This window comes from Saccharothrix violaceirubra, assembly GCF_014203755.1.
GTDB classification, from domain to species: domain Bacteria; phylum Actinomycetota; class Actinomycetes; order Mycobacteriales; family Pseudonocardiaceae; genus Actinosynnema; species Actinosynnema violaceirubrum.
Genome location: NZ_JACHJS010000001.1, coordinates 539,894 through 563,743, shown reverse-complemented (window position 1 = coordinate 563,743; position 23,850 = coordinate 539,894). Strand labels below are relative to the sequence as shown.

The following is a 23,850-nucleotide window of genomic DNA, read 5'->3' as shown; positions in this document are numbered from 1 at the left end:
TTCGGCGGGGCGGGTGAAGATTCACGATCGGGTGAAGTACCGGAATGCACATTTCGCGGTGCCCGAACGCACGACTCGCGGTGTCCGGACGCACGACTCGCGCGTCAGCCGGGGTAGAAGACGGACGAGGGAAGCGCGGTGGTGATCGTGCCCGCGCGCCACACGTCGCCGATGTCGCCCGCGCTCCAGATCCCGCTCTGGTCCACGGCCACCACGTTGCGCCCCGGCGCGGCGGCCACCGAGGTGACCGGCGCGGTCAGGTTCGACGTGTTGAAGCGCTCGATCCGCAACCCGTCGATGTTCACCTTGGCGATCGGGTAGGCGTTGATCGACGTGCCGGCCACGACGACGTCCTGCGCCAGCCAGTCCGCCGACTGTACGGCCGCCCCCAGCACGCCCACCTGCAACAACCGGGGGGCGCGCAACGCCACCGACGAGTCCTGCCCCCGGACCACGGCCGCCAGCACGAGCTTCCCGCCCACCACGGCCACGACCCGCGTCCCGTCCCGGGACAGCCGCAACTCGGTGATGTCGCCGAGGAACGCCACGTCGGAGGCGTTCACGGCGTTCGCCTTCCACCCGCCGTCGCCCTTGTTCACGCGGACGACGTTGGCCCCGTTCACCACGGTCCACACCTCGGTGGCCGGCTCGCCGACCCGTCCGCTGTAGAGCCACGTCGGCCGCGTCATGGTGTTCGCGGGCAGGTCGACCGCGGCCAGGTCGCCCTCGGTCAGCCCCACGCGCAGGCGCACCGAGCCGTCGTCGAGCCGGCCGACCACGGCCAACTCCGTGCCGTCCAACGACTGTGCCGCGCTGACCGCCCGGTAGTCCCCGGCGCCGGCCGGTCCCTTGACCTGGGCGCCGTTGCCCAGCTGGCGGACCTGCCCGCCGCCGACGAGCAGTCCGCTCTGCCCGGCGTCGGGCGTGATCAGGGCGTCGCCGCTCTGGATGTCCGCGGGCCGCCACTCGTTCTGCTCCGGCGAGATCTGCGCGCCCTCGACCAGCACCCGGACCCGGCTCGACGTCACGCCGGCCAGCGATTTCACCACCTGCGCCACGATCTGCTTGCGCACCTGCGCGGTCAGGTCGCCGACGCGGGTCAGGTCGACTTCCAACGCGCCGTCGTCGGCTTCCTGCGCGTCCTTGCGCTGCACGGCACCGTTGGGCACGGCCGTCGCCAACGCGCCGCGCATCGCCGACGCCGGCCCCTTGAGCAGCAGTTCCACCACGCGCAACGGGATCGACGTGGACGGGGGCACGACCACGTACCGCGGATCGGGCACGAGCACGCCGAAGTCGGGCGTGTAGAAGAACAGCGTCACGCGCCGGTAGTTCTGGTTGAAGCCGCTCAACGGCATGTATACGCCGGACGGCGGCTTCGAGATCCGCCACTGCCCCTTGTCGTCCTGCTGCACCTCGACCGGGATGTCGAAATCGCCGATCTGCTGGGCGAACGAGTTGTCGGCCTCCAGCCGCCCGAAGTTCTTGCCCTGCAACAGCACTTCGCGCCGCTTGCCGTCGGCGGGCTGATCCTCGGACTGGCCGGGCACGGTGTTGAACGTGGACTCGACGATCGTCGGCGGGCTCTTGGTGTCCCACGTCTTCGCCGCGTCCGGGGTCAGGTACGCCTTGGCCGCGGCGTAGTCGCCCTCGGGGCTCGCGGAGGCGTTCACAAACCCGCGGACCAGGCTCAACGGATCCAGTTCGGCGGACGGCTCCGGCACGGCCGCGGCCGTGGCCGGGCCCGCCGACGGGTTCACCGGGATCGGCGAGGTGCTGGTCGGGATCGCGGCGCAGCCGCTCGCGGACAGGAGCGCGAGCAGGAGCGCGATCACCCCTCCGGATCGGCGGTCACGGGTTGCGCGGGCTGCCACGTGATCTCCTCCTCGGTCAGCTCGACCTCTTCGACGGGTTCCGGTTCCGGCACGGCGACGGGCGGCGGCAGGTCCGGGGGTTCCAGCGGCAACGGGCTCTCGACGATCTCGTGCCCTCGCCGCACGGGCAGGGTCAGCCGGAAGACGGCACCGTGCCCGCGTTCGCCCCACGCCTCCAGCCAGCCGCCGTGCAGCCGCGCGTCCTCCAGGCTGATCGACAGGCCCAGGCCCGTGCCGCCGGTGCGCCGGTTGCGGGACGGGTCGGCCCGCCAGAACCGGTTGAACACCAGCTCGGCCTCGCCGGGGCGCAGGCCGACGCCGTGGTCGCGGACGGCGACCGCCAGCGCGTCGCCGTCGGCGCGCAGGGTCAGCCCGACCGGCAGCCCCTCGCCGTGGTCGATGGCGTTGGCCAGCAGGTTGCGCAGGATGCGCTCGACCCGCCGGGCGTCGACCTCGGCGGTGACCTCGTGGTCGGGCATGTCCAGGACGAGCTTGGTCCCGCTGCTGTCGGCGATGGCCCGCACGGCGTCGTGCGCGCGCCGGGCGAGCACGCGGACGTCGACCAGTTCGGCCGCCAGCTCCTCGACGCCCGCGTCCAGCCGGCTGATCTCCAGCAGGTCGCCGAGCAGCGACTCGAACCGGTCCAGCTCGTCCACGAGCAGCTCGGTCGAGCGGGCCAGGCCCGCCGGGAACTGCTCGCGCGAGGCGTGCAGCACGTCCGCGGCCATCCGCACGGTGGTCAACGGCGTGCGCAGCTCGTGCGACACGTCCGAGGTGAACCGGCGCTGGAGCTGGCCGAACTCCTCGAGCTGGTGGAACTGGCGTTGGATGCTCGCGGCCATCTCGTTGTACGACTCGGCCAACCGTGCCACGTCGTCCTCGCCGATCACGGGCATGCGCTCGTCCAGGCTGCCGTCGGCGAACCGCTCGGCGATCTCGGCGGCCTGCCGGACCGGGCGCACGACCTGCCGCGTGACCAGGTTGGCGATCACGGCCAGCAGTCCGAGCAGCACGAGTCCGCCCACGACCAGCGTGGACTGCACGACCTCGGCGGTCGCCCGCTCGCCCGCGAGCGGGAAGAGCAGGTACAGGTGCATGGGGCGGGCCGAGCTGTTCACCGGCTTGCCGACGACCAGCAGCGTCGTGGGCACGCCGTCGTGCTCGACCGTGGTGATCTGGTAGCCGGCGCCGCCCGCCTCCAGCATGCGCACGAGCCCGTCGGGCACGTCGCGCCACGCGCCGACCGCGATCGGCTGGCCGTCCGAGCCGCGCCCGACCGGGTCGTAGAGCACGGGTTCGAACGCGCCCGCGCCGGAGATCGTGGTGTCGGTCCCGGCCGCCGAACTGATCTTGTTCAACGCGCTGGTGAACCGGCTGCGCACGTTGTCCGGGCCGGGGTTGAGCCCGGACAGGTCCGGCTGGATCGCCGCCGCGCTGACCTCGGCCTGCCTGATCGCGGCCGTGATCTTGGTGTCCAGCAGCCGGCCGGTGATCTGGACCTGGAGGACCATGCCCAGCACGAACACGACGGCCGACGACAGGGCGAGCGTGCTCACGACGACCCGCACCTGCAACGACCGCCGCCACAGCTCGCCGAACCGCGCGGCGCGGCGCCGTCCCGACTCGGCGATCCGGCGTGCCTGCCGCGCCGCGGGTTCGAGCAGGCGCGGGGTCATGCCGGGAGGGCTCCGATCACGGAGGGCCGGCCTTGTACCCGACACCCCGGACGGTCAGCACGACCTCGGGGTGCTCGGGGTCGCGCTCGACCTTGGACCGCAGGCGCTGCACGTGGACGTTGACCAGGCGCGTGTCGGCGGCGTGCCGGTAGCCCCAGACCTGCTCCAGCAGGACCTCGCGGGTGAAGACCTGGCGCGGCTTGCGGGCCAGCGCCACGAGCAGGTCGAACTCCAGCGGGGTGAGCTGGATGGGCCGGCCTTCGCGCAGCACCTCGTGGCCGGGCACGTCGATGGTGAGGTCGCCGATCTGGAGCACCTCGGCGGGCTCGGCCTCGGTGCGCCGCAGCCGCGCCCGGATGCGGGCGACCAGTTCCTTCGGCTTGAACGGCTTGACGACGTAGTCGTCGGCGCCGGACTCCAGGCCCAGGACGACGTCGACCGTGTCGCTCTTCGCGGTGAGCATCACGATCGGGACGCCGGACTCGGACCGGATGGCCTTGCACACGTCGATGCCGTTCATGCCGGGCAGCATCAGGTCGAGCAGCACCAGGTCGGGCTTGAGCTCGCGCAGCGCGGGCAACGCGCGTGCGCCGTCGGCGACGACCGCGGTGTCGAAACCCTCGCCCCGCAGCACGATCGTCAGCATTTCCGCCAGGGCGGGGTCGTCGTCCACGACGAGCACGCGTGCCTTCATAGGCGATATCGTCCCATTGCCGGCCGGACGCCCACGCACCGCCCAGGGCTCATCGCCGCTGGTCGTCACATGCGTCCGGTCTGTGATCAGTCTCGGTCGCCGATCCACGAGCCCACCTCGCCTCGTCGCGCGCGGTTCGTTCAGCGAATCATCGGATCAACGGTCACGTTTCGTTACGTAAATCCGCTAAACAGCGAAGTGTTCTTGGACGAGGTCGTCCACCTGGAGCGCTTCGGTCCCGTCGAGGACCGCCCAGGGCGACAGCCAGTGGGTCTGGGCCAGCCGGTCGTACACGATCGAGCACCGGGTCTGGAGGTCGGCGTCCGACTCGTACACGTCCCGCTCGCGCGCGTCCTGGGCCTCGCGCCGCGCGGCCCGGTCGCCCGCGACCTCGGTCGGCACGCGCAGCAGGAGCTGGAGGTCGGGCACGGGCAGGTCGAAGCGGTCGACCTCGAGCGCGCGCAGCCACTCGACGAACCCGCCGTCGACGTCCTGCCGCAGCCGGGCGGCACCGTACGCGGCGTTGGACGCGAGGTAGCGGTCGAGCAGCACGACGTCGTACTCGGCGGTCCACGCGCGCAGGTCGGGCGCGGCGGCGCGGCGGTCGAGCGCGTAGAGGACGGCCATCCCGTACACGGAGTCGGTGAGGTCGCCGAGCCGGCCGTGCAGCGCGTCGCGCACGAGTTCGGCGTGGATGTCCTGGTCGTAACGCGGGAACGCGCCCGTCACCGCGGTGAGGCCGGCTTCGGCCAGCGCGGCGGTCAGTTTTCCGGTCAGGGTGCGTTTGCCGGCACCGTCGAGGCCCTCGATCACGACGAGTTTTCCCACGTGGCCACCCTAAGGGGCGGGGCCTGCTCTCGATCGGGCGCATAGGTCACCCAATCGGGTCAGTAGAGATCCTTTCGGTCACTCTTGTGAGTGACTACGGTGAGGCCAATTCCGTGCGGGAGAGGGTGGTGCCGCGGTGACCGCGGATTCCGGGCACTCCGCCGAGCAGCCAGGTCTGCCCGGCGCGCTGGCCGAGACGCTGCGGTACGGGCCGTTCCACCGCGCGCTCCACGACGCGATCGCGCACCGCGGCCTGTCGCTGGCCCGGCTGCGCGCGCACCTGGAGAGCCTGGGCGTCCAGGTCGGCCAGTCGACGCTGAGCTACTGGCAGCGCGGCCTGCGACACCCCGAGGTGCCCCGGGCCATCGGCACCGTGCGCGCGCTGGAGACCGTGCTGCGCCTGCCCGCCGAATCGCTCGTGGCCCTGGTCGGCCAACGTCCGCAGCCACGCCCGCCGCGCCCGGCGTTCGCCGAGATGGCGGGCACCTGGGTGCGCACCCGCCCGCTGCTGGGCGAGTTCGACTCGGCCAACGCCGACCTGGAGGTCCTGCTCGTCCACGACTCCGTGCTCGTCGGCACGCAGGGCGAGCAGCGCTCGATCACCACCCGGCTCGTGGTCCGCGCGCTGCACGGCGGACCGGACCGGTACGTGGCGGTGCACCAGGGCGACGAGGGCTGCGTCATCGACAACGCGATCGTGCGCGCCGGCGAGGGCTGCCGGCAGGGCCGGGTGCGGCGGCAGAGCTCGTCGCGCGGCCTGGCGTTCGAACTGCTCTTCGACCGGCGGCTGGCCGAGGGCGAGGAGCACGTCTTCTCGTTCACCGTCCTCGACGACACCGGCGGCCCCACGCCCGGCCACCACCGGACGTTCCGCCGCGCGTGCCGCGGTTACCTGCTGCAGTTGGCGTTCAACCGCCGGGCGTTACCCGCCCGGTGCACCAAGCAGATCCGCGACTCCGCGCAGTCGCCCGCGCTGGAGGTCGACGAACTGATCTGCGGCCTGGGCGGGGTCGCCAGCGCCTACTTCGGCGAGATCGGGCCGGGCATGGCCGGGATCTCCGTGGAGTGGACGTAGCAAGGCCGGGACCCGAAGGCCCCGGCCCCTCGGGCGCTCAGTAGCGGTAGTGCTCGGGCTTGTACGGCCCTTCCACGTCCACGTCGATGTACTCGGCCTGGTCCTTGGTCAGCTTGGTGAGCTTGCCGCCCAGGGCGTCGAGGTGGATGCGCGCGACCTTCTCGTCGAGCTTCTTGGGGAGGCGGTAGACCTCCTTGTCGTACTCCTGGTACTTCGTGAACAGCTCGATCTGCGCGATGACCTGGTTGCTGAAGCTGTTGGACATCACGAAGCTCGGGTGGCCGGTCGCGTTGCCCAGGTTGAGCAGGCGGCCCTCCGACAGCACCAGGATCGAGTGGCCGTCCGGGAACACCCACTCGTCGACCTGCGGCTTGATGTTGATCCGCCGGATGCCCGGGTAGCGCTGGAGACCGGCCATGTCGATCTCGTTGTCGAAGTGGCCGATGTTGCCCACGATCGCCTGGTGCTTCATGGCCGCCATGTGCTCGATGCGCACGACGTCCTTGTTGCCCGTCGTCGTGATCACGATGTCGGCCTTGGGCAGCACGTCCTCCAGCACCTGGACGTCGTAGCCGTCCATCGCCGCCTGGAGCGCGCAGATCGGGTCGATCTCGGTCACCACGATGCGCGCGCCCTGGCCGCGCAGCGACTCGGCCGCGCCCTTGCCCACGTCGCCGTAGCCGCAGATGACCGCGACCTTGCCGCCCATCAGCACGTCCGTGCCGCGGTTGATGCCGTCGATCAGGGAGTGCCGGATGCCGTAGCGGTTGTCGAACTTGGACTTCGTCACCGCGTCGTTGACGTTGATCGCCGGGAACAGCAGCTCACCCTGGGCGGCGAGCTGGTACAGGCGCATGACGCCGGTCGTGGTCTCCTCGGTGACGCCGCGGATGCCCTCGGCGATCTTGGACCACTTGCCCGCGTCCGCGGCCAGCGATCGGCGCAACGTGTCGAGGATGAGCTTCCACTCCTCGGGGTCGTCCTCCTCGGCCTGCGGCACGACGCCGGCCTTCTCGTACTGGGCGCCCTTGTGCACCAGCAGCGTCGCGTCGCCGCCGTCGTCCAGGATCATGTTCGGGCCGCCGCCGTCGGGCCAGGTGAGCATGGACTCGGCGGTCCACCAGTACTCCTCCAGCGTCTCACCCTTCCAGGCGAACACCGGCACACCCTTGGGCTCCTCGACCGTGCCGTGCGGACCGACGACGACGGCCGCCGCCGCGTGGTCCTGGGTCGAGAAGATGTTGCACGACGCCCAACGCACCTCGGCGCCCAGCGACACGAGCGTCTCGATGAGCACGGCCGTCTGCACGGTCATGTGCAGCGAACCGGAGACCCGCGCGCCCTTCAGCGGGTACGCCTCCGAGTACTCGCGCCGCAGCGCCATCAGGCCGGGCATCTCGTGCTCGGCGAGCCTGATCTCCTTGCGGCCGAACTCGGCCAGGGAGAGGTCCGCCACGGCGAAGTCGATGCCGTTGCGGGTCTGGAGCCTCTCGGCGGTCATCGCGGGTTCCTCCATCTCGGGTAAGCCGACCCTACCGCCCGCCACGCCGGGCGCGACCGGTCGCGCCCAACTGGGCCTGGATGGACCACTATGACCTTCGGTCACGTTTCGGGGAGGCCACGTTTCGGGGGAGGCAGTCGTGCTGATACCCGGTCCCGACACCCGGGTCGTCGAACTGCGGGTGCACGGTGTGCAGGGGACGACGCCGCGGTCGCTGGTGGACGCCGTGGAGGCGGTCGACGTCGCGGGCGACGGGCTCGGCCGCGTCGTGCGGCCGGCGGACCGGCTGCGCAGACCCGCGCCGGGTCCGGTGCTCCAGGCCGGCGGTCGCCCGGTGCCCCGCGTCGTCGAGGGCTACGTGTGGGGTCGGATGACCTCGGGCGGCTGGGCGAAGGCGACGTGGGCGCTGCTGTTCCCGTTCTCCCTGGCCAACGTCGCGCACTGGATGCTGCCGCCGGTGCCGCGCGGTTCGCGGACCGCGCGCGTGCTCGGCGGCGTGTTGCGCGGTCTGCTGCGGCTGGCCGCGCTGCTGCTGACCGTGATGCTGGTGGCCCAGCTCGCGGTGATCAGCCTGGACCTCGTGGCCGCGCAATGCCTCGCGCCGGGTTCGACCTGCCTGTGGGGTCCACTGTGGATCTCCGAACGCCCCTGGGCGCGCACGCTCGTCGGCGTGGCGCCGATCGCGCTGGGCATCCTCGTGCTGCACCGGGTGTCCAGTGTGGACTGGCGGATCGAGCGCAAGGACCTGCCGGTGTCCGAGGACGGCATGTCGGGGCTGCCCGGCGCGCACGTGGCCACCGACCCGGACACACCGTCGTTGCGCGTGCTGCACCTCGTGGCCGGGCTGGGCACGGCCGTGGTGGTGGCGCTCGGCGGACCGCTGGGCCCCGACTCCGCGGCACGCGACCACGTCGGACTGTGGTGGGCGGGTGCGGTGCTGGTGTGCACCAGTGCCCTGGCCACGTTGCTCATCGACGACCCGACGGGCGGCGCGCCGCACCGAGGCGGCCGGTGGTTGCGGGCCGCGCTGGGCCGACGGCCGCGCCGGGTGCTGCTCTCGGCCGCCTGGATCCTCTTGGCGTTGACGGTGGTCCGCCTGCCGCACCTGCCTTCACAGTTGCCGGGCACGGACCTGGCCGTGCAGGTCGTCGCCGGCACGACGGCCGGGGTGTGCGGGCTGCTGGGCCTGTTCCTCGTGCCCGCCGCCCTGCTGGCCCGGCGCACCTGGTCGGACCTGCCGCGCGACCTGCGGCCGTGGGCGGGCGGGTGGATGGCCGCGCCGGTCGCGGCCATGGCCGCGCTGCTCGGCGGCGGGTTCGGCGCCGGGGTCGCGCTGGCGCTGCGGTCGCTGCTGGGCCACGGCGTGCTGCCGCGCGGGTACGACTACATCACGTTCCTGTGGGGCGTGGGCGGCACGCTCGCGTTGCTCATCGCGCTGGGCATGGGGGCGTTCACCGGCATGATGCGGTGGAGTTCGCTGCGCCGCGACAAGGAGTGGGCGCGCGAGGCCGCGCTGCTGCACACGGGCCGGGCCCGGGACGCCAAACGCGCGGCCAAGGCGTGGTGGTGGGCACGGTGGGAACAGCGGCACGGCCACCGCGTGCTGCTGGTGTGCGCGTTCGTCCTCGCGGGCGGTGCCGTGCCCGCGGCCGTGCTGCGCCTGCGCGGGGTCGACCTGTTCGGCTGGGCACGGCCGTTCGCCACGTTCGGCGTCGTGGTGCTGGCGTTGCTGGCGTTGTCGTTGTTGCGCGCGGTGTGGCTGGCGGCCCGGCGGCCGGACACCGCCCGGCAGGTGGGGGTGCTCGCGGACCTGGCCGCGTTCTGGCCGCGCGAGGCTCATCCCGTGGTGCCGCCGTGCTACGCGTTGAAGGTCGTGCCGGAACTGGTGTCCCGGGTGCGTGAACACCTCGCCGAGCCGTCGACGCGGGTGGTGCTCGCCGGGCACAGCCAGGGCAGCCTGCTCGCGGCCGTGGCGGTCGCCCGGCTGCTGGAGGTGCTGCCGCCGGACCAGGCCGAACGGGTGGGGCTGGTGACCGCCGGGTCGCAGTTGCAGTGGGCGTACCCGCGCGCGTTCCCGGCCGTCGTGCCGCACGAGTCGCTGGCGAAGCTGGCCGGTGGGCTCCAGGGCCGGTGGCGGGCGCTGTGCCGGGGCACGGACCCGTTGGGCGGCGCGGTGACCACCTGGGACCGGCAGGTGTTCGACGGCGTGCTGCTGGGCGTGGGCTTCCGCGCGGACGGCACCACCGGCGCCCTGCCCGCCGCCACGCGCGGGCCGACGGGTGCGCTGGTGCTCGGCGGCGACCACTGGCTGCCGGACCCGCAACGCGGCCCGTTCACGGGACGGCGGTGGGCGGCGGGCGTGAACAAGCACCGGGACTACGTCTCCGACCCCGAGTGGGATCGCGCGGTCGCCGCCGCGGCGGGCCTGGCCGACGCGACCGAACCCGCGCCGGGGCCCGTGCTGCCGGCCGCGCGCAAGGCGTCGGTGCCGCGCAACGAGACGGTCGGCGAGTAGGGCTGCCGGACGATCCCGGGCGGCGAGAACGCGTGGCCGCCCGGGATCGGGCACGTGTGCCCGCTCGACCGGGTGGCCCGCGCGGACGGGCGGAAACCCGGCGGACCGAACCCACCGGCACGTGTCCCGGGCCGAAGCCCGGTGCCGGGCAGGCGCGAACACGCGGTCCCGATCCACGACCACCGCGGCCGGGCGGGCACGGGCCACACGACCCCGCCCGGGACCGGGGCCCCGACGCGACCAGCTGCCCGGCGGGTCCGGACACGCGGCCCCACCACAGCCAGGCGCCGGCACGTGGCCGGCGCCGACCTACCGCACGAGACTCCCGAGCAGCCCGGCGGCCACCGGGCCGGCCAACAGCCCGGCGGGTGCCAGCACGTGGTGCCGGTCCACCACCACGGTCGCCGCGCGCACCACCGGCCGCAGCGCCGGGTCCTCGCGCAACGCGTCCTCGAACACCTCTGTGGACGGCGCGTGCCGGAAAACACCACCGGACAACACGACCAGCCGCGCACCGTGCGGACCGAGCGACCCCACGTACGCGAGGTGCCGCCGCACCGCCACCACGATCGCCAACGCCGCCAACCGCCGGTCCACCTCGGGATCCTCGGGCAACCAGGACGGGTGCGCGGCGCGGAACTCCGCTTCCCGCGCCAGGAACTCCGCCTCCTCCGGCGTGAGGAGCCGGTCCGCGAGCGCCGCCTCGACCACGCCCGGCGCGGACCGCCGCAGACCCAGATCCCCTTCCACCGTACGACGATCCGGCGGCAGCGCCACGGTCCGTTCGGCTCCGTCCGAAGCGCGGACCGCCGAGTACACGTCGGTCGTCGCGCCGCCCACGTCGACCACGAGCACCGCACCGTCGGTTTGAAGTGCGGCCAAATGGGACACACCGCTCAGGACCGCATCCGGCGTCACCGCGCGGACCATCCGGCGGAACCTGTTGCCACGCGACAAACCCTTGCCGCCGATGACGTGACGCAGGAACAGGTCCCGGATCGCGCGCCGCGCGGGCTCGGGGTCCAGCACGCCGACGTCGGGGAGGACGTTGCCAGTTGACACCACGATTCGGCCCGACAGCAGGGATTCCGCCTCCGCGCGGGCGTCCGCGTTGCCCGCGAGCACGACGGGACAGGCGATCCGCGCCACCGCGAGCCGGCGCGCGTTGTGCAGCAGCACGTCCTCGTCGCCGCCGTCCGTGCCGCCGACCAGCAGCACCAGATCGGGCCTGGTGGCACGCAATTCCTTGACACCACGAAGCTTTCCGGACGACACGTGCACGACGCGCGCGCCGGCCGACAGCGCGACCCGGTAGCCGGCTTCCGCGCTGACCAGACGTTCGTGGCCCACCACGGCGAGGCGCAGACCGCCGCCCGCCGACGAGCACGCGACTACCCGTTCGGCGGCCGGCAGACCCGACAAGACTTCGGATATGCCGTGCATGACCTCCGGCGTTGTGGTCGGGTGTTGTGCGGTGCCGAGCAGTTCGCCGTCGTGCGACACCAGGGTTCCCTTGGTCCACGTCGACCCGACGTCGAGGCACAGCACCGTCATGCCGGCAAGCTACTCCAGGCCGCCGGGGGTTTCGATTTCGAGGGAGGAGAAGCCATGCCGGGTAACGGGTTGTGGCGCACGAAATCGGTGGAGCAGTCCATCGCGGAAACCGACGAGCCGGACACGAAACTGCGCAAGGACCTGACCGCGTGGGACCTCACGGTCTTCGGCGTCGCGGTCGTGATCGGCGCGGGCATCTTCACGTTGACCGCGAGTACGGCGGGCAACGTGGCGGGTCCGGGCGTGTCGCTGGCGTTCGTCATCGCGGCGATCGCGTGCGGCCTGGCCGCCCTGTGCTACGCGGAGTTCGCGTCGACCGTGCCGGTCGCGGGCAGCGCGTACACGTTCTCCTACGCGACGTTCGGCGAGTTCGCCGCGTGGATCATCGGCTGGGACCTGTTCCTGGAGTTCGCGCTGGCCGCGTCCGCCGTGTCCAAGGGCTGGTCGCTGTACCTCCAGACCGTGCTGAAGCACATGGGCCTCGACATCAAGACGACGGCGACGATCGCCGGCATCGACGTGGACTGGGGTTCGCTGCTGCTGGTCGCGGTGCTCACCGTGCTGCTGGCCGTCGGCACCAAGCTGTCGTCGCGCGTGAGCCTGGTGATCACGGGCATCAAGGTGGCCGTGGTCCTGCTGGTGATCGTGCTCGGCGTGGGCTACATCAAGCTGGCGAACTACTCGCCTTACATCCCGCCCGCTGCCGAAGGTCCGGACGCGGGGGCCGGTCTGGAGCAGTCGCTGTTCTCGTTGGTCACCGGGTACTCGGGCAGCACGTACGGCGTGCTGGGCGTGCTCGCGGCGGCGTCGCTGGTGTTCTTCGCGTTCATCGGCTTCGACGTGGTGGCCACCACCGCCGAGGAGACGCGCAACCCCAAGCGCGCGGTGCCGCGCGGCATCCTGGGCTCGCTGGCGATCGTGACCGTGCTGTACGTGGCGGTCGCGCTGGTCGTGACCGGCATGGTGCCCTACACGGCCCTGAAGACGCAGGCGGACGGCAGCCGGGCCACGCTCGCCACGGCGTTCGCGGCCAACGGCCTGGACTGGGCCGCGGTGGTCATCTCGGTGGGCGCGCTCGCCGGCCTGACCACGGTCGTCATGGTCATGATGCTCGGCCAGACCCGGGTCACGTTCGCCATGTCGCGTGACGGTCTGCTGCCGCGCTCGCTGGCCAGGACCGGCAAGCACGGCACGCCCGCGCGCATCACCTACATCACGGGCGTGCTGGTCGCGATCGGCGCGGGCTTCTTCCCGGCGGGCAAGCTGGAGGAGATGGTGAACGTGGGCACGCTGTTCGCGTTCGTGCTCGTCTCGGCCGGCGTGATCGTGCTGCGCAAGACCCGGCCGGACCTGCCGCGCGGGTTCCGGGTGCCGCTCGTGCCGCTGGTGCCGATCCTGGCGATCATCGCGTGTCTGTGGCTGATGGTGAACCTGACCACGCTCACGTGGGTCCGGTTCGCGGTGTGGATGGCGGCGGGCGTGGTCGTGTACTTCGCCTACAGCCGACGCCACTCGCTGCTGCACCGGAAGGACGAGAAGGTCTGAGGACGCGGAACGGGGGTGGACCGTCGCGGCCCACCCCCGTCCGTTCAGCTCTTCTTCCCGGCGACCTTGTTCTCCGGGAGCGACCGGTCGAGGTCCGGTTCGAGGTAGATCAGCCGGGCGGCCGGCACCTTGTTGCGCACGCGCTGCTCCGCGTCGTCGATGGCCTGCGCCACGTCCGCGGCCGGCAGCCCGGGGTTCAGCGCGATCTTGGCCGCGACCAGCAGCTCGTCCGGCCCGATGTACTGGGTGCGGATGTGGATCACGCGCTGGACCTTGCCCGCCGCCAGCTCGTCCACGATCGTGTCCAGCTCGACGGGCGAGGCGCCCTCGCCGATCAGCAGCGACTTCATCTCCACGATCAGGATGATCGCGATCACGCCGAGCAGCGCGCCGATGCAGATCGTGCCGATCGCGTCCCACACCGGGTCGCCGGTGAGCGTCGACAAGCCCACGCCGAACAGGGCCAGCACCAGGCCGAACAGCGCGCCCGCGTCCTCCAGCAGCACCACCGGCAGCTCGGGCACCTTGCTCTGGCGGATGAACTGCCACCAGGTCGCGTCGCCCTTCAGCTCGCGCGACTCGGCGATCGCGGTCTTGAAGCTGTAGGACTCCAGGCCGATCGCCACCACCAGGATGATCACGGCGACCAGCGGCGACGACAGCGGCTCGTGCGCCTCGAGCTTGTGTATGCCCTCGTAGAGCGCGAACACCGAGCCCAGGCTGAACAGCAGCAGGGCGACGACGAAGGAGTAGAAGTACCGGTCGCGGCCGAAGCCGAACGGGTGGTTGCGCGTCGCCTCCCGCTTCGAGGTCTTCTGGCCCAGCAGCAGCAGGGCCTGGTTCGAGGTGTCGGCCACGGAGTGGACCGCCTCGGCGAGCATCGACGACGACCCGGTGACCAGGAAGCCGACGAACTTCGCCAGTGCGATACCGGCGTTGGCCACCAGCGCGGCGATGATCGCCTTGGTTCCGCCCCCTGCTGACACGGTTGCTCCCTAGCTGTCCGGTTTGTTCTCGCCCGTTCGAGCGCAGACCCTAATCCGTACCCGCCGTCGCACGGAAAAGGCGGGTCCGCTCGTCCGCGTGGACCAGCACCGCCGGTTCGTGCGCGGCCAGCCACACCGACTCGCCCCGACCCAGCACCAGGCGGTCGCCGCGCACCGTCGTCAGGGTCGCGCGCCCCTCCGTGCAGATCATGATCTGCGGACCGCCGTGGTCGACCCTGACCTCCAGGCCGGACTCCAGTTCGACGCGGGACAGCTCGAACTCGGGGCACGGCGTGCGGTAGGTCCACAGGCCCGGCGCGGACTCCTCGCCGGTCAGGACCTCCATGTCGCCGCACCGGAAGTCCAGCACGCGCATCAGCTCGGGCACGTCCACGTGCTTGGGCGTGAGACCGCAGCGCAGCACGTTGTCCGAGTTCGCCAGGATCTCCACGCCCGTGCCGTGCAGGTACGCGTGCAGGTTGCCGGCGGGCAGGTAGATCGCCTCGCCGGGCCGCAGCACCAGTCGGTTGAGCAGCAGCGCGGCCAGCACCCCGGCGTCGCCTGGGTACGCCTCGCCCAGCTCCAGGACCGTGCGGCACTCGGCGTCGAACTCGCCGTGCTCCTTCACGTGCAGCACGCACGCGTCCAGGACCTGCGGCAGCAGCACGTCCAGCGCCGTCTGCGGCAACGTGATCAACGTGGTGAACAGGGCACGCAGGCCGTCGGCGTCCGGCTGGGCCGCGAGCAGCCGCGCGTACGGCGCGAAGTCCGGCGCCTCCAGCGAGGTCAGCAGCGTGGCCGTCCGGTGCGGATCGCGGAACCCGGCCAGGGCGTGGAACTCGGTCAGCGCGCAGATCAGCTCGGGCTTGGCCGACGGGTCCTTGTAGTTGCGGATCGGCGAGTCGATCGGCACGCCCGCCCGGTCCTCGGCCGCGAACCCGCTCGCCGCCTGCTCGGCCGACGGGTGGGCCTGGAGGCTCAACGCCTCCTCGGCCGCGAGGATCTTGAGCAGGAACGGCAGCCGGCTGCCCCACCGCTGCGCGCACGCCGCGCCGAGCTGGCCGTCCGGATCACCCGCGAGCACGTCGAGCAACGACCGGCGCCCGCCGTCCGGACAGACCACGTGGGACGGGTCGCCCGGGTGGGCACCCATCCACAGCTCGGCCTCCGGGTGCGGCGTCGGCACCGGCCTGCCCAGCAACTCGGCGATGGCCGTGCGCGACCCCCACGCGTACGGCCGGACCGCGTTGTGCAGCAACTCCACTCTGACGCTCACTCCCTCAGACCGCTGGCGCGTACCGGCCGGGACCGCCGAGCGTCCCGGCGGCCAGGCCCAGGTACAGCGCGGCCAGTTCGAACCGCAGCGCGAGCACCGCGGCGCAGACCGCGTCGTCGCCCGTGACCTCTTCCGCCGGTTCCAGCACGTCGGCGCCTGCCAGCGCGTCCGCGGCGACCCGGCGCGCGTACTCCGCCTGCCGCCCCTTGCGCACGGCCAGCAGCACCACGCGCAACGGCTGGTCCACCTCGTCGTCCGGGTCGGCGAAGATGTCCGCGCCGGACGTCGCGCCCACCGCCCGGCGGTGCAGCACGGACCGCGTCGACGCCTGGGGGTAGCCCACGACGTCGCTCACCACACCCGCGTACGTGGCCAGCACATGTGCGCCGTGGCCGGCGACGGCCGTGGCGACCGTGTCCAGGCCCCAGAACACCGGCGTCCGCTCGGCCACGCGCAGCGCGAGCGTCTTGGCCGGGTTCACGAACGACTCGTGCATCGGGTGGGCGCGTTCGGCCTCGCGGTCGAGTTCGTCGGCCAGGAGACCCAGGTCCACGTCGAGCAGCCGCAGCGCCTTGAGCACGACCGCCCACGCGGTGAACGCGCGGGCGAAGCCGAAGCCCTGCGGCACGGGCACGCGGGGCGGGATCAGCAGGGCGTGCCGCGCGGCGGACGCGGCCACCGGGCCGTCGGGCTCGGCGGTCAGCAGGACGCGGGCGCCCCGGCGGGCCGCCCGGTCGACGGCCTCGGCCAGCACGTGGTCGCCGGGGTCCTCGGTGTGCGCGAGCACCACGTCGAGCGCGCCGACCCACGTCGGCACGTCATCGGTCACCACGACCGGCACCGGGCAGTCCGGGCCCAGCAGCGCGGACACCAGACCCGCGACGCCCGGCGCCACACCGGGCCGCGTGACGAGCACCAACGCCCTCGGCCGCTCCCGGAACACGCGGGGGACGCCCAGCTCGTCAGCGGCCTCGGTCGTCGCCCTGACCTGGGCGCCCGCCCGCGCGGCGGCCCGCAGCAGGCCGCCGTGGTCGGCGTCGGTGAGCCTGGACTGGTCGTCCAGCAGGCTGTCGTCGAGCACGCCCGCTCACCCGGCCGTCGGCTCGACAGCCTCGTCGAGCAGCAGGACCGGGATGTCGTCCACCACCGGGTACGACCGGCCGCACGACGTGCACGTGAGGAAGTCGGCCTGCGGATCGGCGGGCGTGCCCGCCGTCAGCGGCGCGCGGTCGGGACACGGGCACACCAGGATCTCCAGCAGCCGGTCGTCGAGTCGGACGGCCATCGGCTACCCCCTCACGATCGACAGGACCTCGTCGCGCAACGCCGCGACGGAGGCCGGGTCGGCGGCCTCGACGTTGAGCCGCAGCAGCGGCTCGGTGTTCGACGCGCGCAGGTTGAACCACGAGCCGTCGGGCAGGACGACCGTGAGGCCGTCCAGCTCGTCGAGCTCGACGCCGTCCCGGCCGCCGAACTCCGCCTTGATGGCAGCCAGCCTGCCGGCCTGGTCGGCGACCGTCGAGTTGACCTCTCCGGAAGCCGAGTAGCGTTCGTAGTCGCTGGTCAACGCGGACAGCGGGCCGTCCTGGCCGCCGAGCGCGGCGAGCACGTGCAGCGCGGCGAGCATGCCGGTGTCGGCACGCCAGAAGTCGCGGAAGTAGTAGTGGGCCGAGTGCTCGCCGCCGAAGATGGCACCGGTACGGGCCATCTCCTCCTTGATGAACGAGTGGCCGACGCGCGTGCGCACGGGCGTGCCGCCGTGTTCGCGGACGATCTCGGGCACGGCGTGCGACGTGATCAGGTTGTGGATGATCGTGTCGCCGGGGCTCTTGGCCAGCTCGCGCACGGCGACCAGGGCCGTGATCGCGCTCGGGGAGACCGGCTCGCCGCGCTCGTCGACGACGAAGCAGCGGTCGGCGTCGCCGTCGAAGGCCAGGCCCGCGTCGGCGTCGCCCTCCTCGCGGACGCGCTTCTGGAGGTCGACGATGTTCTTCGGGTCGAGCGGGTTGGCCTCGTGGTTGGGGAAGCTGCCGTCGAGGTCGAAGTACATCGGGACGATCTCGACCGGCAGGCCGTCGAACACGCGGGGCACGGTGTGGCCGCCCATGCCGTTGCCCGCGTCGACCACGATCTTGAGCGGGCGGATGGCCTTGAGGTCGACGAGTTCGCGCAGGTAGACGGCGTAGTCGTCGAGCAGGTCCTGCTTGGTGACGGTGCCGGGGGTGACGCCCTGGGCGTCCGGCGTGCCGTTCTCGGCGTCGGAGCGGATCTGCCCGAGGCCGGTGTCCTGGCCGATCGGGGCGGCGCCGGCACGGCAGAGCTTGATGCCGTTGTACCGCGCCGGGTTGTGGCTGGCGGTGAACATCGCGCCGGGCAGGTCGAGCCGGCCGGAGGCGAAGTAGAGCAGGTCGGTGCTGGCCAGTCCGATGTCGACCACGTCGACGCCCTGGGCGGTGACGCCCTCGGCGAACGCGGCGGCCAGGCCCGGTGACGAGTCGCGCATGTCGTAGCCGATCACCACGGCCGACGAGCCGACGAGCCGGGCGAACGCCGCCCCGAAGGCGCGGACCACCTCGGCGTCGAGCTGCTCGCCGACGACACCGCGGATGTCGTAAGCCTTGACGATGCCGGACAGATCGCGCACGGCCACTCTCCCAGTTTGGCTCTTGACACTGCCGGGGGAAGCCTACCGGCGCAGGTGCGCGGGGTGCGTGCGGTCGTTCAGTCTTCGTGCGGATCGGGCAGAACGCGCAGGTGGCCGCGTCGGATCGTGCCCGTCGGCAGGTCGTGCGCCTCGACCGGGCGGTCGGCCCGGCCGGCCTCGCGGACGGCCTCCGCCAGCGCGGTCAGGTCGTCGACGGTGGGTTCGGGAGCGACGAACTGGCCCTGGTGTCGGACGACCTCCCACCCCTTGGGCGCGGTGAGGCGCAGGGCGTGCTGCTCGCAGAGGTCGTAGCTGTGCGGTTCGGAGTACGTGGCGAGGGGTCCGACGACCGCCGTGGAGTCCGCGTAGGCGTACGTGAGCGTGGCGACTGCCGGGTTCGCGCACCCGGTTCGCGAGCACCGTCTCACGCTCCGCACGGCGGGGACGATATCGCGTCCCGGCTGACCTGTGTTGGATTACCTCCGGCGAGCCGCTTCGGGAGTGGGCGTACCAGCTCCCGGACACCTCTTCCCGAGGGTCTGGAACCCGCTGCCCGACCGACCGCCCGGACAGGGCCCGAGGGCCCGCCAACTAGGCTGGCGGGGTGGTGATGGCCAGGGGATCGCGACGACCCGGTGCGCCGAGGCGGCGCCGCGACCGGCACGGGCGCGGGTTGCGCGGACCGCTCTACCCGGCGACGCTGCCGGCCGCGCGCAGCCGTGCCGAGCGCTTCGACGCTCTCGTGCTGGAGGCCCTCGAACCGATCGAGGCGCGGTGGCGTGCCGAGCTGACGCAGCTCGACGTGGCGGTCGACGACGTGCCCGACGTGGCGTCGACCGACGACGGCGACGTGGTCGAGGACGGCAACGTGCCGCTGGCCCGGCTGCTCCCGGCGGGCTCGGACCGCCGCGCCCGCATCGTGCTGTACCGCCGTCCCCTGGAGGCCCGCGCCAAGGACGGTGCCGACCTCTCGGACCTGGTGCACGACGTACTCGTCGAGCAGGTCGCCAACTACCTGGGCCTGGACCCGGACGTGATCGACGGCGACTGACCTCGCGAGTTATACGTCCGGACACCGTGAAATGTGCATTCAGGTACCACGAACCGGACATCCGACCGGCTGGGGTGCTCGCGGACACCACGCGTTGCGCTCTCGCATCCACCCGTTCGGGCGACCCTGAATGCACATTTCGCGGTGCCTGAACGCACAACTCGCGGTGCCTGAACGCATAACTCGCGCGCTCAGGGGCGGGTGGGGAGGGCGGTCGCCAGGGTGAACAGGGTGGCGGCGGCCTGGACCAGCAGCAGCCAGGAACGCAGGGTGGGCGACGCCTCGACCCGGACCTCGGCACCGGCCGGCGGCACGGGCACGGCCACCAGGTGCCCCCACGCGCGGGTCGGCGCGACGACCCGGCCGTCCACGGTCACCCGCCAGCCCGGTTCCTCCTCGGCCGCGATCACCACCAGCCGACCGGGCGCACCCTCGGACACGCGCACGGCGGCGTAAGGCGCGGCGGCCTCCACGGGCGTGAGCCCGGCCACGTCCAACGACGCCGGCGGCGAGGCACCCGTCCGCGCCTGACGTGCCAGGTCCGGCGACAACACCACGGCCGTCCCCCCGGCCAACTGCACGCGCAGCACCGGACGCCCGTCCGGCAACAGCCCCGACGGCGCGACCAGTTCACCGACCCGCTCGCGCACCCGCCGCTCGACCGCCCGGTCCGCCACGACCACGTACCCCACCCCGGCGGCCGACGCGGCGGCCAACGCCGACCGCGCCTCGGGCACCGACCCCTCCGTCAACGCCCGGTGCCACCGCGCCAACCGGCCCGGCGACGACAGCGTGGGCACCAGGTCGTCGTCGCCGAACGCGGGCAGCCGGCCGACCACCTGCCGGGTCGGCGTGCCCAGCACCAGCACCGACCGCCCGGTCGCGAACTCCGGCACGGTCGTGGACGTCAGCACCGAGGCGGCCAGCCCCGCGACGCCCGACCCGGCCAGCCCGAGCACCGACAACGCACCGGCCACCGCGACCACGCGCACCGCCGGCACCGGCCGGGCGTCCTGCCGGAAAGCCGCCAGGACCACCCCGAGCAGGCCCCACCCGACGACGAGCAACGGCCCGCCCACGAACCCGGCGAACGCCGGCCCGCCGGCCGGCGGCACGACGGCCACCGTCCGCACCAGCCACACCGCACCGACGGCCACGACCGCGACCACCACGCCCGGCACCATCGCCACCGACGGCCGCACCAATGCCAGGACCAGCGCGAACACCACGACCAACACCCCGACCACCGACCCACCGCCGGGTGAGAGCACGGCCAACTCCCCCACCGACGGCGCCGGTGTGGGCACCACCGCGCCCACGCCGTGCAGCAGGATCGACGGGTTGCCGACCACTGCCGCGGGCCACGGCAGCAGCAACGCCACGGGCAGCAGCACGACCATGAACAGCCCGACCACCCGACGCCGGACCCCGTTCCCGGGTCCCGGCACCACGACAAACCCGACCAACGCCGCCACCACCGCGAAGGCGTGCAGCAACGGTGCGAACGCGCCGAGGCAGGCAAGGACCAACGACGTCCCCGACGCCACCGGCAACCACGAGGAACCGCCGCGCAGCACGGCCGCGAGCCCGGCGAACACCACCGGGACCGACAGGTGCACGACCACGACGTCCAGCCGTCCTTCGGCCACGGCCACGACGGCACCCGGCAGCACCGCGTAGGCAGCCGCCACCAGCGCCCGGACCGGACGCCGCACGGGTGCCCGCCGGGTGGCCGCGTACGCCGCGAGCCCGGCCAACGGGGCGTCGAACAGGAACAGCAGCGACACCAACGCCGCCGGTCCGCCCGTCAGCACGCCCGCCGCCGCGAGCACGGCGGACGCGGCGGGAGCCGGTGCCATCGTCCCGCCCGACACCGGGTGCCACGTCGCCAGGTACTGCTCCCACAACCCGTCGGGCACGGGCAGCACCCGGCCGCCCGCGAGGTCGAGCCCGAACCGCCCGGCATGCGCCACCAGCGCGAACGCCACCAACCCGACCACCAGCGCGCAGGGCGGTCCGAACACCACCGACCGCAGCACCCGCCACCGGTCGACGCCGACGAAGCGCGGCACGGGCGACGGCCGGTCCACCCGCACGGTCGCGGCCACGTGCCGCAACCCGCCCGGCAGCCGGACCGGCGGACCCTCCACTTCGGACGGAAGTGTCCACACCGGGCGGGTGGCCGGCGGCAGTCGGCCCAGCGCCGCGTCGGCCTCGACCCGACGCCGGACGAGATAGCCGACGAAGCCTCGGAAAGCATTGCGAAGCCTGGTGAAACGGCTCGTGAACAGCCCGGGTACCACGCCTTTGGCGGGCCGGCACGCCCGTGCGGCGACCAGGCCCGCCCGTCCGGACGCCAGATAGCGCAACGCCCCGACTTCGGCGTGCGCGTCCCCGAATCGGCGTAACGCAAGAAATCCCAGTGCCCGCAGGAGAACCAGGAGGAACACCCGGGGAATTCCCAGCACAAAGGACGCGGTCCCGCAGTTCACCAGGAACGTCCGCAGTCCGTGCGCCCGGTCCACCCCGCGCGGCGAGGGGCCCGGACGGGCCGCGACGGCGTCGAGCCGCCGCACACCGCGCGTCGCCGCACGGGCGTGCCGCATCCGCGCCGTCGGCACGCACAGCACCAGGCCGCCGTCCCGGTTGACCCGCCAGCCGAAATCCACGTCCTCGCGCAGCAAGGGCAGCCGGCGGTCGTAGCCGCCCACCCGGTCCCACGCTGAACGCAGGATCAGCGACCCGGCCGACGGCACGGCCAGCGCTTCGGTGATCCGCTCGAACGCGGCGACGGGCTCGGCACCGCCCAGCCCGGTCTGCCGGTGCCCGGAGGCGTCGGTCGACACCCCGGCTTCCACGACGAGTTCGGGATCGGCCCAGTCCAGGCTCAACGGGCCGAGCACGGCCGCGCGCGGTACCGCCGAGGCCACGGCCAGCAGGCCGGTCAGGCACTCTGGCTCGGGCGCGCAGTCGTCGTGCAGGACCCACAGCCACTCGACCGGTCCGGGTGCCGCGTCCAGCGCGGCGTGCACGGCCTCCGCGAACCCGGTGCCGCGCGGCAGCGTCAGCACCCGGTCGACCAGGCCGTCCGTCGCGCGGGACAGCAGCATCGCGGTCCCGTCGACGGAGCCCGTGTCGACCGCCACCACGTACCGGGGTGCGGTCCGCTGGCGGCGCAAGGCGGACAACGCCGTACCCAGCCACTGTTCGCCGTCGTGGCAGACCACGACGGCGAGCACCGGCGCGGTCACGTGTCGGACCCGGCCGTACGGCTAGCCGGCCCGGGACCGGTCACACCGCGCGCTTCTTGAGCTTCCTCCGCTCCCGTTCGGACAAACCGCCCCAGATACCGAAGCGCTCGTCCTGCTGCAACGCGTACTCCAGGCACTCGGACCGCACCTCGCAACCGAGGCAGATCCGCTTCGCCTCCCGGGTCGACCCGCCCTTCTCGGGGAAGAACGCCTCCGGGTCGGTCTGCGCGCACAGCGCACGTTCCTGCCAATCCTGCTCTTCGGTCGCGTCGAACAAGCCGGTGAACACCACCGGCTCCGGAGCCGGGACGTCCACCCCGTCCACGATGCGACCCCCGTCGAATTCCCGCACAGTCCGCCTCCTCGCCTTCCGCTCTCCCCGGTTGGCGGACACCACTCGCCGTCCCCACAACGACGAATGACACCGATGTGATTACACCCGCGTCACAACAGCCGGTCAAGCCGAGTCCACAGGACGGGGGATATTCGCGCGGTCGGCGGCAAAAGCCTTGACGCGCAGCACACACGGTGATTGCCCGCGTGCCCGATGCCACGGCCGCCGTTCCCGGTCGGTCTATGTGACAACGCCGGGAACAGGCCACACTGGAGGGGTGAAGCGATCCGCGGTGCGACCCAGTCCACTGTTCCTCGGCCTGCTCGCGGCGACGGTGGCCGGAGCCCTGCTGACCCTGCCCGACTCGACGGCCGCGCGCACCGGGGGCACGGTGCTGTTCGTGCTGGCCGGGTGGGCGGTTTCGCTGTGCCTGCACGAATTCGGGCACGCCCTGACGGCCTATCGCGGCGGCGATTACGCGGTCCGGGCCAAGGGATACCTGACGCTGGACATCCGGCACTACACGGATCCGGTGTTGAGCATCGTCATGCCGCTGGTGCTCTTGGCGATCGGCGGAATTCCGCTGCCCGGTGGCGCGGTGTGGATCAACCACCACGCGCTGCGCTCGAAGCGCGTCGAGTCGATGGTGTCGCTGGCCGGTCCGCTGAGCAATCTCGCCCTCGGCACGCTGCTGACGGTGTCCGTGGCCGTGTTCGACCCGCCGGCGGGCCTGGCCGGCGCGCTGTCGTACCTCGCGCTGCTCCAGATCCTGGCGTTCGTGCTGAACATCCTGCCGATCCCGGGCCTGGACGGCTGGGGCGTGTTCGAGCCGTACATGTCGTACTCGGCCCGGCAGTTCGGCGCGAAGGCCCGGCAGTGGGCGCCGTTCGTGCTCTTCGCCGTGCTGATCGGGCTGCCGGGCATCGCACGGCTGTTCTTCGACCTGGCCGACACCGTGTTCGAGCTGGTCGGCGGCGACCAGTGGGCGGCGGGCGACGGCCAACGGACCTTCATGTTCTGGCGCTGAGCCCCGATGGCAACATGGG

Annotated in this window: 19 protein-coding genes; 5 read left to right on the top strand and 14 right to left on the bottom strand. The window is 72.6% G+C overall.

Going from position 1 to position 23,850, the window contains the following annotated elements; translation table 11 throughout:
• Positions 1-104: 104 nt before the first annotated feature.
• The 4 genes from F4559_RS02775 to F4559_RS02760 all read right to left on the bottom strand — a co-directional run bounded on the left by F4559_RS02775 (position 105) and on the right by F4559_RS02760 (position 5,072).
• A complete protein-coding gene (locus F4559_RS02775) occupies positions 105-1,874 on the bottom strand; it encodes an LpqB family beta-propeller domain-containing protein (protein ID WP_312865449.1) in 1,770 nt (589 codons plus the stop codon).
• Positions 1,832-3,550: an MtrAB system histidine kinase MtrB gene (gene mtrB / locus F4559_RS02770; protein ID WP_184666005.1), complete on the bottom strand. Its 1,719-nt coding sequence runs from the start codon at positions 3,548-3,550 to the stop codon at positions 1,832-1,834. The genes F4559_RS02775 and mtrB overlap by 43 nt, the downstream gene beginning before the upstream one ends.
• Before the next feature lie 16 nt (positions 3,551-3,566).
• On the bottom strand, positions 3,567-4,244 hold the full coding sequence (gene mtrA / locus F4559_RS02765; RefSeq protein WP_121009184.1) for an MtrAB system response regulator MtrA: 678 nt from the start codon (positions 4,242-4,244) through the stop codon (positions 3,567-3,569).
• Between the two features lie 186 nt (positions 4,245-4,430).
• Positions 4,431-5,072 (bottom strand): dTMP kinase, encoded by a 642-nt coding sequence (locus F4559_RS02760; RefSeq protein WP_184666004.1) that lies wholly within the window; start codon positions 5,070-5,072, stop codon positions 4,431-4,433.
• A gap of 136 nt (positions 5,073-5,208) precedes the next feature.
• Between F4559_RS02760 and F4559_RS02755 the strand changes: the two genes are divergently transcribed.
• A complete protein-coding gene (locus F4559_RS02755) occupies positions 5,209-6,147 on the top strand; it encodes a hypothetical protein (RefSeq protein WP_184666003.1) in 939 nt (312 codons plus the stop codon).
• A gap of 37 nt (positions 6,148-6,184) precedes the next feature.
• Here F4559_RS02755 and ahcY read toward each other — a convergent pair whose 3' ends face one another.
• Entirely contained in the window at positions 6,185-7,648 is a 1,464-nt protein-coding gene (ahcY, locus tag F4559_RS02750; RefSeq protein WP_184666002.1) for an adenosylhomocysteinase, read from the bottom strand.
• Positions 7,649-7,787: 139 nt separating this feature from the next.
• On the opposite strand from ahcY, the gene F4559_RS02745 reads away from it, so the two are divergent.
• Positions 7,788-10,163: a hypothetical protein gene (locus F4559_RS02745; protein ID WP_184666001.1), complete on the top strand. Its 2,376-nt coding sequence runs from the start codon at positions 7,788-7,790 to the stop codon at positions 10,161-10,163.
• A gap of 309 nt (positions 10,164-10,472) precedes the next feature.
• Here the strand turns inward: F4559_RS02745 and F4559_RS02740 are convergent, their stop codons facing one another.
• On the bottom strand, positions 10,473-11,717 hold the full coding sequence (locus tag F4559_RS02740; RefSeq protein WP_184666000.1) for a glutamate mutase L: 1,245 nt from the start codon (positions 11,715-11,717) through the stop codon (positions 10,473-10,475).
• Between the two features lie 54 nt (positions 11,718-11,771).
• Between F4559_RS02740 and F4559_RS02735 the strand changes: the two genes are divergently transcribed.
• Positions 11,772-13,262, top strand: a complete 1,491-nt coding sequence (locus tag F4559_RS02735; RefSeq protein WP_184665999.1) for an amino acid permease — start codon at positions 11,772-11,774, stop codon at positions 13,260-13,262.
• A 44-nt stretch (positions 13,263-13,306) separates the two neighbouring features.
• Here F4559_RS02735 and F4559_RS02730 read toward each other — a convergent pair whose 3' ends face one another.
• The 6 genes from F4559_RS02730 to F4559_RS02705 form a co-directional block, all read right to left on the bottom strand.
• A complete protein-coding gene (locus F4559_RS02730; protein ID WP_184665998.1) occupies positions 13,307-14,248 on the bottom strand; it encodes a cation diffusion facilitator family transporter in 942 nt (313 codons plus the stop codon).
• A gap of 49 nt (positions 14,249-14,297) precedes the next feature.
• A complete protein-coding gene (gene manA / locus F4559_RS02725) occupies positions 14,298-15,512 on the bottom strand; it encodes a mannose-6-phosphate isomerase, class I (protein ID WP_184675408.1) in 1,215 nt (404 codons plus the stop codon).
• A gap of 16 nt (positions 15,513-15,528) precedes the next feature.
• On the bottom strand, positions 15,529-16,605 hold the full coding sequence (locus F4559_RS02720; protein WP_184665997.1) for an SIS domain-containing protein: 1,077 nt from the start codon (positions 16,603-16,605) through the stop codon (positions 15,529-15,531).
• Between the two features lie 6 nt (positions 16,606-16,611).
• Positions 16,612-16,809: a Trm112 family protein gene (locus tag F4559_RS02715; RefSeq protein WP_184665996.1), complete on the bottom strand. Its 198-nt coding sequence runs from the start codon at positions 16,807-16,809 to the stop codon at positions 16,612-16,614.
• Positions 16,810-16,812: 3 nt separating this feature from the next.
• Positions 16,813-18,168: a phosphomannomutase/phosphoglucomutase gene (locus F4559_RS02710; protein WP_184675406.1), complete on the bottom strand. Its 1,356-nt coding sequence runs from the start codon at positions 18,166-18,168 to the stop codon at positions 16,813-16,815.
• Positions 18,169-18,245: 77 nt separating this feature from the next.
• Positions 18,246-18,605: a DUF3499 domain-containing protein gene (locus F4559_RS02705; protein WP_184665995.1), complete on the bottom strand. Its 360-nt coding sequence runs from the start codon at positions 18,603-18,605 to the stop codon at positions 18,246-18,248.
• Positions 18,606-18,778: 173 nt separating this feature from the next.
• Between F4559_RS02705 and F4559_RS02700 the strand changes: the two genes are divergently transcribed.
• Positions 18,779-19,219: a metallopeptidase family protein gene (locus F4559_RS02700; protein ID WP_184675405.1), complete on the top strand. Its 441-nt coding sequence runs from the start codon at positions 18,779-18,781 to the stop codon at positions 19,217-19,219.
• Between the two features lie 191 nt (positions 19,220-19,410).
• Here F4559_RS02700 and F4559_RS02695 read toward each other — a convergent pair whose 3' ends face one another.
• Positions 19,411-22,470 carry a glycosyltransferase gene (locus F4559_RS02695; RefSeq protein WP_312865448.1) on the bottom strand — a complete coding sequence of 1,020 codons (3,060 nt, stop codon included), beginning with the start codon at positions 22,468-22,470 and terminating at the stop codon, positions 19,411-19,413.
• Positions 22,471-22,510: 40 nt separating this feature from the next.
• Entirely contained in the window at positions 22,511-22,762 is a 252-nt protein-coding gene (locus F4559_RS35755) for a WhiB family transcriptional regulator (RefSeq protein ID WP_376774701.1), read from the bottom strand.
• 319 nt (positions 22,763-23,081) lie between these two features.
• Between F4559_RS35755 and F4559_RS02685 the strand changes: the two genes are divergently transcribed.
• The gene (locus tag F4559_RS02685; protein WP_184665994.1) at positions 23,082-23,831 is read left to right on the top strand and encodes a site-2 protease family protein; all 750 of its coding nucleotides are present in this window, start codon (positions 23,082-23,084) and stop codon (positions 23,829-23,831) included.
• Positions 23,832-23,850: the final 19 nt, after the last annotated feature.